This is a genomic window from Dictyobacter arantiisoli (genome assembly GCF_008326305.1).
Classification (GTDB): Bacteria; Chloroflexota; Ktedonobacteria; order Ktedonobacterales; family Ktedonobacteraceae; genus Dictyobacter; species Dictyobacter arantiisoli.
In genome coordinates this window covers 17,259-30,793 of sequence record NZ_BIXY01000050.1, presented here as the reverse complement: position 1 = coordinate 30,793, position 13,535 = coordinate 17,259, and the positions used below count along the sequence as shown (strand labels likewise).

The following is a 13,535-nucleotide window of genomic DNA, read 5'->3' as shown; positions in this document are numbered from 1 at the left end:
TGAACGAGCATTAGTGAAGAAGATGACAGGGCATGGATACGACTATGTTCGATGAAGAGCTTTCCGATATGGATTATCAGGCACTGAGTGAATTCCGGTATGAGATTCGCCGTTTTATGCGCTTCAGTGAAGAATCGGCCCGGGCGGCTGGCCTTGAGCCACAGCAGCATCAACTATTGTTGGCGCTCAAAGGTCTTTCCATGCAAGGCAACGTCACGATCAGCGCTCTTGCTGAACGCTTGCAACTCCGGCATCATAGTACTGTTGAACTCCTTGACCGTATGGCCGAGCATGGTTTTGTCCAGCGTACTCGTGATACAGCGGATCAGCGCCGGGTGCTGATCACGTTAACCACTGCTGGCGAAACCGTGCTCAGGCACCTCTCCTTGCTCCATAGGACGGAGCTTCGCTCAGCCGGACCCGCGCTTGTCCGTACTCTCGAAGCCCTCACTGATCACCCCACCCCTTAAAAACGCTCAAAATCAACTATGAGTTATAAATATATTTGTCTCAGGCATGGCGGTAGAGTTCTTTGAGGCCATAGCCAGCGACGCCGAGCAGGGCGGCACGGGTGAGCATGATGTGGATGGGGATCTGTTGGAGCATTTCACTCATACGCCCCTTTTCGACGAAGGTTTGCATGAAGCGCCCATCGCCCAGTACTGAGCGCAGATGCATGGCAATACCACCGGAGAGATAGATGCCGCTGGTTGCCAGTTGTTTGAGTGCCAGATTGCCGGTCTCCGCACCCAGAATATTCAGAAAGACTACCAGCGTCTTGCTACAGATGGCATCTGGTTCGTCCGCTTTGAGGGCTTCATCAAAGATCACGCGTGTGCGCTCGGAGCGGGGAATGCCTTCAAAGTTGCTGACTACCTCTGGCTTTTCCTTTAATTGCTGGCTCTCCTTGACGAAGTCGTAGATGTTGGGCACACCAATGCCGGAACAAACTGACTCAACGCTCACATGTTTCATTTGTTTCCAGAGATATTGAAGCAGTTGCACTTCTTGATCATTATGAGGGGCGAATGAGGCGTGTCCGCCTTCGGAGGCGTGAGCGCGATACTCATGCCCATCCCAGGCCAGATAGGCCTGTCCAAGCCCGGTGCCCGGTGCTATGACGGCCTTGGCACCATTGGACTGCGATTTTCCTGTGTTGATGGTCTGGATATCCTGTGGCAGAAGGTGAGGGATGGAGTTGGCGATGGCTTCCAGATCATTCATTAAACGGATCGAGAAGATTCCCGGGGGGCGTTGAAAGCCCTGCTCGCTTAGTTTCCAGGGCAGATTCGTGAGCTTGGCGGTCCCGTTGATAATGGGACCGGCTACGGCAAAATAAGCGTAATGAATAGGCAGATTAACCTCGTTCAGGAATTCGTTGGTGATGGTCTCCAGATTGGGATACTGCGCGCTGACATATTGTCTTTGTACAATAGGCTTGCTGGGACTTGAGTCGTGGGCATAAGCGGCAAGAATCGTTTTGGTTCCACCAATATCACCTGCAATAAGCATCATCTACCTCCATTGGTTTATTGTCTACCTCTACCTGTTGGCATACGGATGATTCACACAGTAGTACTAACAACTCCAGACACTATCACGAATGATATGCATACTATGTTTCTCTCTCGTATTTATTCGACCTGGCTCATCAATTAATGAGATGACTGATGCGCAGGAAGTTTTCTATTAATAGTTGTGAGTGTGTATGATAGAGAGGATAGAGCTGTGGGCGTTCCTGTATGACCTTATTATAGGCTTTGATGCCGCGATCCTCGATAAAATCGTGCCGCGAGGAGGGATCATTCAACCAATGCTCTAACATCTGGGCGGTCAGCTCGACATGATATTGTAAGCCGTAGGCGTGCTGCCCGATGCGAAAGGCGTGATGTTTGCCAGAGTTATGATGGGCGAGGAGGGTTGCGCCAGCAGGATTCTCAAAGATATCTCCGTGCCAGTGAAATGCCTGCTCGAAGTTTGTGAAGCCTTGATAAATAGGATCTTGCTGTCCCTCGGGCGTAAATTGGATCTCTAAAAAGCCAATTTTAGCAGGTGGTTGTGCCTTGACGTTTGCGCCAAAGGCGTGCGCCAGGATCTGGCTACCCAGGCAGATGCCCAGCACAGGGATGCCTATTTCTACCGCAGTGTGGAGCATCTTCTCTTCCTGCTTGATGTAGTGATAGGGCGTTTCTCCCTCTTCATAGACATGCTGTATACCCCCAAAACTCACAATCGCGCTGTACTGAGTGGGATCTGGTAATGCCTCGTTGGCAACCTGCACGATATCATAGGGAATGCGGTGTCGTCGCAATGCCTCCCCGACGAGCCCAGGAGGATTGATCGCGACGTGTTGCAAGGCCAATACTCGTTGCGTGCTTCGTATCGTATTGCTCAAAGCTTGTTTACTCCTTATCTGACAGCACAAGAGCTTTGTATCCTGAATGGTGACAGGCGATGTGTTTTTCTACGCTTGCTTGATTATTCCTAAAAACAGAAAAGCGGTACGAAATCGAATGATAAGAATTATACAACATCTCTTTCCCAGACGCTTGATGAGTTCCTACGCAATTCATCCCTCTACGGTGGAAAGATTCACCACACCAACGTCTCCCTCATTCTTGCAATGAGGGTTATGCTACTGCACCACCGATAAAAAAGAGCATTAAGTGATTACATCATGTGGTGGTGCCGGGACATGCCTGTCGCGTTCAAGATGGCTGGTGCGTTTGCTGTAGGCAAAGTAGACGATTAATCCCAGAATGAGCCAGATGATGAAGCGTCCAATCGTGATGAGGGGCAGGCTGACGACCAGGACCAGAGAGGCAAGCATTGAGAGAATGGGTACGACTGGTACGAAGGGGACGCGGAATTTTCTGCGCAGATCAGGCTGCGTTTTTCTGAGAATCAGGATGGCACCAGATACCAGGACAAAGGCGGCCAGGGTTCCAATATTCGTGAGTTCGGCGACGATATCGATAGGGGTGAAGCCAGCCACAAGTGCTACGACAATTCCGACCAGGATGCTGGATAAGTAGGGGGTGCGGAAGCGTGGATGTATGTGTGAGAAGAAGCCAGGCAGGAGCCCATCGCGGGCCATTGCGAAGAAGATGCGGCTCTGTCCATAGAGCAGGACCAGCAAGACAGTGGTCAGGCCACACAGGGCCCCTACTGAGATGATCGAGCCAGCGATATTAAGTCCTATCAGGATCAAGGCATGGGAGACGGGCGAAGCAACATTCAATTGCGTATAGGATACCATCCCTGTCAGGACGGCGGTGACGGAGATATAAAGGATGGTACAAATTATGAGGCTGGTAATAATACCTAGAGGGAGGTCGCGTGAAGGATTGCGCGCCTCCTCGGCTGAGGTTGAGATCTGATCAAAGCCGATATAGGCGAAGAAGATGATACTGGCCCCTCGGAACACACCGCCCGCGCCATAGGGCAGAAATGGATGCCAGTTGGCTGGATTGATGTGTCCGATACCGATAATAATGAAGAAGAGGATTACCAGGATTTTTATGCTGACAACCACATTATTGAAGGTGCTGCTCTCTGAGGTGCCGCATATCAGCAGGATGGTAATCAGAAGAATGATGATCACGGCTGGTAGATTGATAATCCCGCCCGAAAACGGGGTGGAGGTCAGCGCCACTGGAATATGAATGCCTAATACGCCGCGAAAAAGATCCGTAAAGTAGCCCGCCCAGCCGATACTCACGGCCGCTGCGCCCACAGCATATTCCAGAATCAGATCCCAACCAATGATCCAGGCGACTATCTCGCCCAGAGTCGCATAGGAATAGGTATAAGCACTGCCTGAAATGGGTACTGAACTGGCAAACTCAGCATAACAAATCGCAGCCAGCCCGCTGGCAATACCTGCTACGATGAACGAGAGGATCAAGCCTGGACCGGCATAATTGGCGGCGGCAATGCCGGTCAGCACAAAAATACCCGTACCCACAATTGCCCCCACTCCCATTGCGGTAATGCTGATGGGGCCGAGCGTTCGCTTGAGGGACTTATCAGTCTCATCCCCCTGTTTCAAAATAATGTCAATCGGCTTGATGCGCCAGATACTTTGGTTTCGCGAGCGTGTGGTTGCCATATCTCTCCTTCTCCTTCTCCTGCTGCGTCAGTGGGAACAGCGGTCGCCAGCCGATGAATAATGCCGTGCTTGCTTGATGGCGAACAAGCAGTCTGTCTGATAATGCAAGTCTGCATTGAAAACACGCCAGCGCAACAGAGAATGTTACAGTGTGGTTGGGATAGCGCAGTATGGTTGGGATAGCGCGGTGGGGAGAAGGTGGCCCATGCCAGGATGTTTCTTATAGCTTTTAGAAAGACTCATCTTGTCAACCTCCCCTGTGTGCGCTATCCTGTTAAGAACAGCTCTGCAACTACCATACCGAAGGAACAATTATGCTTTCGACCAGACGCTGGCTCTCGGATGCCATTTTACTGATCATTGCCTGTATCTGGGGCATCACTTTTGTGCTGGTGCAGGACGCTATCGTGCTATTGCCGCCTCTCACCTTCCTGGCCCTGCGTTTTGGTTTTGCTGCCTTGCTCTTGCTGCTGTTCGCACGTCTTACACAAAAGCGTGGGGCCGTCCCGATCAGTTCGCGGCGCGCTCTCTTTGGCAGCGGTATCGTGCTCGGCTGTATCCTTTTTCTCGGCTATGGACTACAAACCTTTAGCCTGCTCTACACCACCTCTGGTAAATCCGGCTTCTTAACAGGATTATCGGTGGCGCTGGTCCCCCTCTGTGCCTGGTTGATTCTGCGCACACGTCCGGGTCTGACCTCCCTGGGTGGTGTTGGTATGGCAACAATTGGCCTCTATCTACTCGCATTTGTCGACCTCAATCACATCAATCCTGGCGACATCCTCGCCTTTTTCTGCTCGATAGCTTTTGCCTTGCAGGTCATCTATACCGAAAAATTTGTGGCGCGCACCGCCATCAACTATCTTGTCGTGATCCAACTGGGCACCGTCGCCTGCCTGAGCGGGATCGCCGCCCTGTTCTTTGAACCGTGGCAGCACATCTTTCAGAGCACCGTCCTCTGGCAACCAGACGTCCTGCTGGCCTTGATTATTGTCCCAACCGGGGGCTGTCCGTCGCTAGACGGGACGGACGGTCAGCGGAGGCTATCTGGCTTCTCTGTTCATTTATTTTTTCGTTCTTATATTTTATGGTCTTGCAGAAAGGGTGCACGTTCATGGCTACAGTGGAAAAAGAACGCTCATCTCGTCAACTGGCTACTATCTGGGGTCTCGATGTCAAAAAGATCGTCTATGCCGCTTTGGGAGCCGCGCTCTATGGTGGCTTGAGTATCGCAACAAATGCGTTGCAACTGCCCGGCGCTGGTAACGTCTCATTCCGGCCCGCGATTGTCATTCCCCTGCTCTTTGCCGCCCTCTTTGGACCCTGGGTTGGCTTCTTCGCTGGCGGCGTCGGCAACCTCCTGGGTGACTGGCTCTCTGGCTCTGGTGTCTGGTGGAACTGGGATCTCGGCAACGGCTTGATCGGCCTGATCACCGGATTGGTGGTCTACTACACATTGGGTCGCTACCTCAAGCGGAAAAACATCATCTTCGCCGAAGTCTTCGCTATCCTTGGTATCGTTGTCGGTATTGGCTTTGCTTCGATCACCGATATCTGGGTCTCCAAACTGAGCTTCTCTGCGGCTGTCATTGGTGATTTCATCCCATCGGCTGCCTCAGATCTGATCAATGGACTGATCCTCCTGCCGATCTTGCTGATTGCCTATACCGCTGCCGTGCGACGCTCTGGCCGCTAGTTTACTGCTTGATTGATTGGATACAGATCTCATCGAACGGTCTGTATCCAACATCTCATCCACATTGTCATTACTATACGGGAAGTAGCGATCTTATGCTCATTAATTTTCCTTATATCGAACGGGACTCGCCGATCCATCGGCTGGACACGCGTGCCAAGTTGCTCTTCTTGCTCGCGCTCGGATTGGCGGTCGCGCAAACCTCCAACTTCTGGTTCATGCTCGTTGCGCTGATCCTGGCGAGCATCTACTATGGCCTGGCCCATCTGAAATGGTCCGAAACTAGAAAAGCCTGGCTGCTTATCTTCTGGATCAACATCGTGATCGTGCTGGGAAACTTCTTCCTGACCGGTGGACACGTGGTACGGGGAGCCGATCTGACTCAGGAACACATCCTCACCTATTTTCCGTTTATCGGTTTTACCGCTCATGCCCCCTTTATTGGACCTGCCATGCTCCCATTGAGTGTCGAGAACATCACCTTCTTGATCACCCAGGCCATGCGCAACTTCTCCATCGCCCTCGTCGCCATCTCATTGCCCTACACCACCAATCCCAGCCACATCTCAAGCGCCATCAAAGGACTCGGCATACCGGATTCTATTGCCTATGCCGTCGATCTCACCTTCCGCTTCCTGCCCACCGTCGGACGTGACTTCAGTACGACTATGGATGCCCAGCGTGCCCGTGGCTTCGAACTCGACAAACTGCGCGGCGGACCCTTTGGCAAAATCGCCCGTATGGCTCCCCTCGTCGTTCCGCTGGTGATCGGCTCAATTATTGGCGCGGAAGACATCATCAACGCCATGGAACTGCGCTGTTTCGGAGTCACCAAACGTACCTGGCTCATCGAACTGCGCGCTCGCTCGTTGGACCGCATCCTTATCGCGCTGATCATTGCCGCTTTTCTCGCCATTACCATCCTCAACATCCTCGGAGGCTACTATCCCGACAGCATCATCCACTTCATGCACATCCAGGGCATCCCAACCTTCCTCACCCGATGACCCTGACGCGCAGCGAAGGCCCATTCCAACCCTTGATAAAGGAGCCGTTAATGCACGATATTGTAGGTGCGGCACGAACGCATGTGAGTCCCGCTTTCCCGTTCATCGTATAATAATCTCGCTTATAAGCCTATTTAGAGAATGTACCCAAATCATGATGGAGAAGTGTAGGTGCGTGCCGAGGCCGCAGCCGAGGTGCGCTTTCCCGTTCATCGTACCGTGATCTCGCCCCAACGCTCGGTGATTTACCCAAACATGGATGGTGGGATACGGATGAGCCTATGGGAGAGATATCGTACGATGAAGGGGAAAGCGCACCTCGGTTGCGACCCCGGCACGCACCTACATCGCTTCCCAACGATCTGTCCCTTGCCCTGACATCAGCCTACATCTCCCCTCATGTGAGTCCCGCTTTCCCGTTCATCGTATAATAATCTCGCTTATAAGCCTATTTAGAGAATGTACCCAAATCATGATGGAGAAGTGTAGAGGCTGTGCGAAAACTCATACGCCAGGATGGCGAAGACCATGGGAATCAAACGCTTTGAGAGGGAAACTCTATGATTGTTGCATACTGGCCGTGATAATCTTCCAGGTGCCATCTGGCTGCTTGCCTACAATATAGTATCCCTGGTAGGTAGTTTGCTGCGCTGTGGTTGAAGTAGCCACAAGCGTGAGCGACACCTGAACAGTCCCATCGCTTTGCTGAAGGACATTGCTAAACTGATAGTCATCGTGTTTTGAATCCGCGAAGCCATTTGCAAAGTTCTGGTAACTATCTGGATAGTTTACCCAGAGATTGTAAGCGGCCTGGTAGTCTTTGTTGTTGATCGCGGTAAAGTAATGCTGAATGGCTGACTGCGCCTGTTGTTCGGGTGTGGCCGTTGGTTGCGGTGTCGGCGTCGGTGTCGGGATTGATGTCGGCGTCGGCGTCGGTGTCTGTGCCTGGATGGTTGACACAACTGATGGGAGTAGCGTGGGTGCCTGGGCACCGGGATTGCTGCTATTTTTTGCCGGAGCACCTGACGATTTTGAGGATAGCTGTTGGCCTCCATGTACTATTTGTAGAATTCGGTTGGGTCCGATAAAAAATACTGCGCCTATCACCACTATCCCGATCAGGCAGAGTATGAGCAGCATTACTGCCGGGGTTGACCGGCTTCTGGTTTTATGTGCTGAAAAAAATAGTACTGGATATTCCTCATTTGATGGCTGCTGATAGGCAGGTGGCGCTGCGCTCTCTGGTACGAAAAAGGGCACCAGGGGAGATGCGGCAACTTCCTGCGCTTGCCAGTCCGGTTGTGGTTGCCCGGCTGGCTGCGTTTCCAGCTCAGTAAGTAACGGGATTGGATCTGGATTGATTGGATACTCCACAGGGATGGTTGGGAGTGATGCCATCGAACTGATTGGGATGGTTTTTTTCGCCGTGTTGTGATATGTCTGTTCCAATGCCCTGACAAATGTCTGGATGGAGTCGAAACGTTGCGCAGGTTCTTTCTCCATTGCCTTATTTAACACATCGTCAAGCGTTGTCTCTTGTGCTTGCAGCGGCGTGGTTTGGTCCTGCAAATGCTGGCTGTTGTTTGCAATAATAGTATCCTGGAGCAGGTGCTCGCTGTTCAACCATGCATAGGCTATGAGCGCGAGGGCATACTGGTCGCTGGCTCGCTGGAGCTTCCCCTCTAATTGTTCGGGGGCTTTATAGGAGAGCGTTCCGGCGTGGGCTTGTGCTGGCCGCGAGCCCATGCTTTGCAAGAGCATTGCAATGCCAAAATCGCTGATCAATAGTTCATTGTTTGGCCCTAACAGGATGTTCTCTGGTTTGAGGTTGCCGTGCATGATGTTCTGATCGTGCGCATACTGGACAATGTCTGCAATTTGTTTGATCAGCGCAATGATAAATACCGGACCCGGATGCGCGTCGGGTGGATAGACCTGCCATAGGGTATCTCCGGGCACATATTCCATCACCAGAAAGAGCTTTTCATCCTGTACTCCATAATCAAGCAGTCGTACAATGTTTGGATGGATCAGACTGGTAAGTGTGCGGGCCTCATCCAGGCATGCCGGCGCGTCTTGTTCAAGCAGGGATGCCTGGACTATTTTTATCGCTGCCAGCGTATTGAGGAACATGTGTATGCCTAGATAGACTGTTGCTGTCTCACCGCCTCCTAAGTGCTGGATGAGTTGATAGTTTCCTATTTGTTGCCCCTGATACTCTACCATGCCGCGCTACTCCTTCTATAAGTCTGTCTGGCTAAAAAGCTTCTCTGATTGTCTGATTGTTGAAACACATCATTCCTATCCTATTCTTGTAGCAGCAGAGCCAGGAAATTATGATCCAGGTGCGCGAAGCGTACAGTGCTCAATCCTTCCAGATAGGCACGTTCAATGTCCAGTCCTGCGCCAATGGCATCGTAGAAGCCACGCGAGAATTCAATGGAGGCTCGATCCTGGATGGGACCGGGCATGGCGATCACATAGGGAATGCCCAGCGCGATGTGTTGTCCCATGCTGAATGTATAGCAGGCATTCAGGAGGACGCAGCGCAATGTCTGACGATAGATGCCGAAATACGCTGCGAGCGCTTGGGGGGAGACCAGATGAGGGCGTCCCTGCTCATCTTCCAGCATAAAACCATCGGAACCGCCATGTCCTGACAGGTGAATAATCTGATAAGGCTTTTCGAGCAGTGCCCGCCGCAGATCATTGGCCGTGGCGGCGTGCAATGTGCGGCTCTGAATCCGGTCGCGTTGTGGACTCAGGCGGAGTGCCTCTTCAATCGCCCGCATCTCTGTGTTGAGGCGCAGGCTATTGCTGCCGCGTGGATTGGAGAGCACAAAGAGGGCATTGGTCGTCTTTACGTGTTGCGTTGTTTCGCTCTGTGGCTGCGGTTGCGGTTGCGCATAGTTATGAATGCTGGCTTTAGGACCTATCGCCAGGCTGCCAGAATTGTTGATCGGGCCATTAAAATTCGTGTTATTCGTATCACTCATGTCATTTTTAGCTTTCTTAACTTATGGCTTTTATGCCGGGGCGGAATTGTTGATCTGTGATCCTGCACCAATGGTCATACTGCCGGAATTGCTGACCTCGCCATTAAAGGTCAGATTGTTGACCGTGTTATCATTCAAGATCGTCTGCTGGCGTTGGATTAATTCGCTGGTGTCGATCTGGTGGGCGTCCAGAAAGTTGGAGATTGTTTCCAGGATCTGTTTCTCAACCATTTTGAGATACATCTGTTCATCGAGTTCCTGGAAGAAGAGATGAGCTCCGTCGTCACTGGCAAACTGGCGTAGGCTGGTGGATGCGCCATAATCGAAAGCGGGATTGTTGGACGCGACACGGGCAAGTTTGCGCTGCTGAGCCGCATAGACGCGACTACGTGCGAGCCGGAAGGGTGCCCCAAGCCATGTTTGAACCGGTTTGTCTAATGAGCGCAGGTAGAGTTGCCAGATTTCTCTGAGTGGTGGTGTGATTTCTCTTCTGTCCACCCAGTAGTAATCGGGATGCATAGGTGGCAGGAGGACGTAATTGATTTCAGTGAATAGATCTTTCCCGCGCTTGACAAAGCGCAGATAGGCCGTGAAAATCATCTCCCCGCGCCAGAAGCTGAAGCGGAGGCATTGATAGTAGCGTACGTCTTCGGTTGGATGTTCTTTATATTGTGCGACCAAATCTGGATTGACGCTCGTCATTGGTCGTTGCGTTTCTGCATTGAAGAAGGGGACTTGTTCTGGCAGATACTCGCCACGTACGTAGAGTTTCCCTTCAATCTCAAGGACATTTTTTACACCCAGGGCCCACACATCCTTCTCAACCTTATCATAGAGGCTGCTGATTGTGAAAGGGCGCACCGGCTGGCGTTGGGATGGTGTGGCAAATTTGGAGGTATCGTAAGCACCTTTACTGGTATCAATCACAAACGACCAACCGCCTTTATACTCGCCAGCTCCTGCAAAGGGCTTATAGCCACTATAAGCGATTACATTGCGTTGTGACGTAACAAAATTCTCCTGAAGCTTTTTTGATAGATTCCTATCCAACGAGACTGGTCCTACCCGTGGATTAAACGTGTCTTTGCGCAATTGTTTCACCGCATTGCCGTAGTAACGCACGAGCAATTCGACCAGGATTATCCCCCAGAGCAACGGGACTATAATGAGTCCCATGAAGCTGAATGGGAGGAGGAGTATGATATAGGTGACAATACCTGGATGGGACTTCGGCCAACGTCGTGTAATCCATTTCTCGATATTGAACGCGATGACGAGAATGATCAGCGCTAACACAATGGTAAACAGGCCTCCAATGATGGTGACAAGCGGGGAAGGGGTAGCGGGACTGGGCGCGCTGTATGAAGAGCCATAGCCATAACCATAGCTAGAAGGGGAGCTACTGGCGGAGGTCAATCTGCTGAGATATCCGACGATCACGTTTATGACCAGGAAGTAGCCAAGGCAGACCAGACCGAGCAGGCCGCTCAGAATCATATCGCGGACATTGATGCGATTAATACCAGCCTTACACCAGCTCACGACAAGCGGCATATTCACACCATAGGACTCGCCCAGCGACTTGCGTTCCTCATAGATCACATTGCGCATCACATAATCCTGGGAATCCTCGTCTAGATGTCCGGCTGCGCACAGGTAGCGCGTAGTATCCAATCCTGTACTATTGACTGTTGCCGTGGGAGCCTGTGCTTGAGGAGGTGTCGTTGCCAACAAGCCCGATTGATATGCGCTGTCAGGTGTGCGCATTCCACCAGTATTCAGTGTCCCTGACATCTGCGTTCCGGTAGTATTTTGCACTGTTGGAGTGGGATTGGTCCAGTTGACTTGCTGGTTCACTCCGGTGGGATTGCGGTTGAGTTGAAGCTTCAATCTGGTTTCGCGATTGCCTAGCGCGATTTCATCCTGATCCCGCAGCGCTTGCTGAGATGCCGGTGAATCATTCACCCAGACAGCCGCGCCACGTTGCATATACTGAAGAAACACCTGCCCGGCCTGCGAGATCACCTGGGCATGCATCGGTAGCACCTGTGGATTGTTCTCAATGCGGATATCGCATCTTGGATCGCTTCCGATAATGATTTGTGGTTTGTCTAAAGGATACTCTCGCCCCTGATACTGTAAAACAAATTGAGTGAATTGCATGGTAGTATCCATCCTTACTTAGGATAACAGTAAATAATCGCTAAACAGAGTGAGCTTTGATTAGAGACATGAAGTTTCGCAGTGGAATTTGAATGTCTGCTTCATTGCTCATAATTGACTTACAATAAAACATAAAAAAATAAGATGAAATGATATGCACGACTTTGCTTTCTGACTCGCTATATCAACGCTAAGATTGGATATTTTTCATACATATATATACACATTATATACAACATTTTGGTGTCTTCATAGTATTCTCATATGTTTTATGATTCACTGTACCCTTGCTTCTTTCTGTTCCATAAAAGTAAGATATACCATTTTTCCCTGTCTGCCGCTATCTTCGTATATGAGTTTGCACACCTTAGATGCTCAAAAAAAATATTCTGTGTTGTATAAATAGCTCGAAAGCCATTTATGCAACACAGAATAAAAAGAGTACTGGCGCGTAGTGCCTGTCTACAGGCGAGCACTAAGGTCTCGAAGCCTTCTGATGTTTATAAGGTGACGTTTGCCATGGCGCTGGTCCAGGGTTCCTGGTCGGTATGGATGGCGTCGGGATTGCTCCCTTTGATTCTGGCGATCTCGGCGACGAGTCTCTGAAGAGGGACAATGGCGACCAGTGGGCGTAGCAATGGATGTACAGCCGGAAACCAGAGGTCTTCGTTGTCCGATCCACAACTGAAGGCGACCGCGCCGAGGGCGTGGAGCTGGGTACGTAAGGATGCTGTGCGCCCTCCATCATCCCTGGCTGGCGTGATGGTGATGGCTCCCAGGCCGGTGCGGAAGGCGGCTGGCGGTCCATGCAGGGCGTTCTCGGTCTCGAAGCCTTCCGCCCATTGGTAGGTGCCTTCTTTGATCTTGAGGGCGGCTTCGGCGGCTGTGATGGCGTCGATGCCAACGCCCGCCAGCAGGATCGGCTCGCGGTTGGCGAGCTGCTCGGCTATCTGGACCGGGGCCGGGTGCTCAAGAATGGCATCGAGGGCCGTGGGGATCTCCTGGAGTGCGTCCAGGAAGGGCTGGCTGGCCTGTTTGCCGATGCAGCCTGCGACCAGTTGGGCCAGGACGGTGAGGGCGCTGGTATAGGAAATGGTATGCGTACTTGAAATTTCGCCGGGACAGGTGTGGAGATGATAATCCGCATCCTGTGCAGGTGCGTCGCTGCTGGTGATGGCGATGGTGGTGGCACCGATCTGCCGGGCCCGCTGTAGGACCTGCCGTGGAAAGGTTTTGCTGCCACGATGGCTGACGACGATGACCTGATCCTGCTTGCTTAATGGTGCGTTGAGAGCCAGATCATGGGAGTTATAGACCAGGGGACGAATCTGACCATGACTCAATGCGATGAGCCAGTAGGCCGCGACCCGGCAGGCATGCCAGGAGGTCCCAATGCCCGCTAAAATAAGAGGCCGCTCAGCATCCAATCGTGGCAGGTCATGCTGTGTCAGCAGTCTGTGAATGCTCGCCGCCTGCGCTGCAATCTGAGTATCAAGTTTAAATTCTGGCATCACACACATCTCCTTATAGAATGGGAAAATTGAATAGTAGTTGATGGCGCT

The 13,535-nt window shown here is 51.7% G+C and carries 11 protein-coding genes; 4 read left to right on the top strand and 7 right to left on the bottom strand.

Going from position 1 to position 13,535, the window contains the following annotated elements; genetic code table 11:
- The first annotated feature begins 32 nt into the window (after positions 1-32).
- Positions 33-470, top strand: coding sequence for a MarR family winged helix-turn-helix transcriptional regulator (locus F1593_RS16510; protein ID WP_149402668.1), 438 nt, complete (start codon positions 33-35; stop codon positions 468-470).
- Between the two features lie 40 nt (positions 471-510).
- Here F1593_RS16510 and glk read toward each other — a convergent pair whose 3' ends face one another.
- From glk to F1593_RS16495, 3 genes are all read right to left on the bottom strand, one after another.
- Positions 511-1,515 (bottom strand): glucokinase, encoded by a 1,005-nt coding sequence (glk, locus tag F1593_RS16505; RefSeq protein WP_149402667.1) that lies wholly within the window; start codon positions 1,513-1,515, stop codon positions 511-513.
- Between the two features lie 136 nt (positions 1,516-1,651).
- Positions 1,652-2,395: a type 1 glutamine amidotransferase gene (locus F1593_RS16500; protein ID WP_172632178.1), complete on the bottom strand. Its 744-nt coding sequence runs from the start codon at positions 2,393-2,395 to the stop codon at positions 1,652-1,654.
- A gap of 267 nt (positions 2,396-2,662) precedes the next feature.
- Entirely contained in the window at positions 2,663-4,111 is a 1,449-nt protein-coding gene (locus F1593_RS16495) for an amino acid permease (RefSeq protein WP_149402665.1), read from the bottom strand.
- A gap of 314 nt (positions 4,112-4,425) precedes the next feature.
- On the opposite strand from F1593_RS16495, the gene F1593_RS16490 reads away from it, so the two are divergent.
- From F1593_RS16490 to F1593_RS16480, 3 genes are all read left to right on the top strand, one after another.
- A complete protein-coding gene (locus F1593_RS16490; protein WP_149402664.1) occupies positions 4,426-5,337 on the top strand; it encodes a DMT family transporter in 912 nt (303 codons plus the stop codon).
- Positions 5,226-5,807, top strand: a complete 582-nt coding sequence (locus F1593_RS16485; RefSeq protein WP_172632177.1) for an ECF transporter S component — start codon at positions 5,226-5,228, stop codon at positions 5,805-5,807. Before F1593_RS16490 ends, F1593_RS16485 begins: the two co-directional genes overlap by 112 nt.
- Positions 5,808-5,902: 95 nt before the next feature.
- Entirely contained in the window at positions 5,903-6,814 is a 912-nt protein-coding gene (locus F1593_RS16480; RefSeq protein ID WP_149402662.1) for an energy-coupling factor transporter transmembrane component T family protein, read from the top strand.
- A gap of 558 nt (positions 6,815-7,372) precedes the next feature.
- Here the strand turns inward: F1593_RS16480 and F1593_RS16475 are convergent.
- The 4 genes from F1593_RS16475 to F1593_RS16460 form a co-directional block, all read right to left on the bottom strand.
- On the bottom strand, positions 7,373-9,040 hold the full coding sequence (locus F1593_RS16475) for a serine/threonine protein kinase (RefSeq protein WP_149402661.1): 1,668 nt from the start codon (positions 9,038-9,040) through the stop codon (positions 7,373-7,375).
- Positions 9,041-9,120: 80 nt separating this feature from the next.
- On the bottom strand, positions 9,121-9,810 hold the full coding sequence (locus F1593_RS16470) for a CHAT domain-containing protein (protein WP_149402660.1): 690 nt from the start codon (positions 9,808-9,810) through the stop codon (positions 9,121-9,123).
- A gap of 30 nt (positions 9,811-9,840) precedes the next feature.
- Positions 9,841-11,973, bottom strand: a complete 2,133-nt coding sequence (locus tag F1593_RS16465) for an AbeC-like domain-containing protein (protein WP_172632176.1) — start codon at positions 11,971-11,973, stop codon at positions 9,841-9,843.
- 500 nt (positions 11,974-12,473) lie between these two features.
- On the bottom strand, positions 12,474-13,484 hold the full coding sequence (locus tag F1593_RS16460) for an SIS domain-containing protein (RefSeq protein WP_172632175.1): 1,011 nt from the start codon (positions 13,482-13,484) through the stop codon (positions 12,474-12,476).
- Between the last annotated feature and the right edge of the window lie 51 nt (positions 13,485-13,535).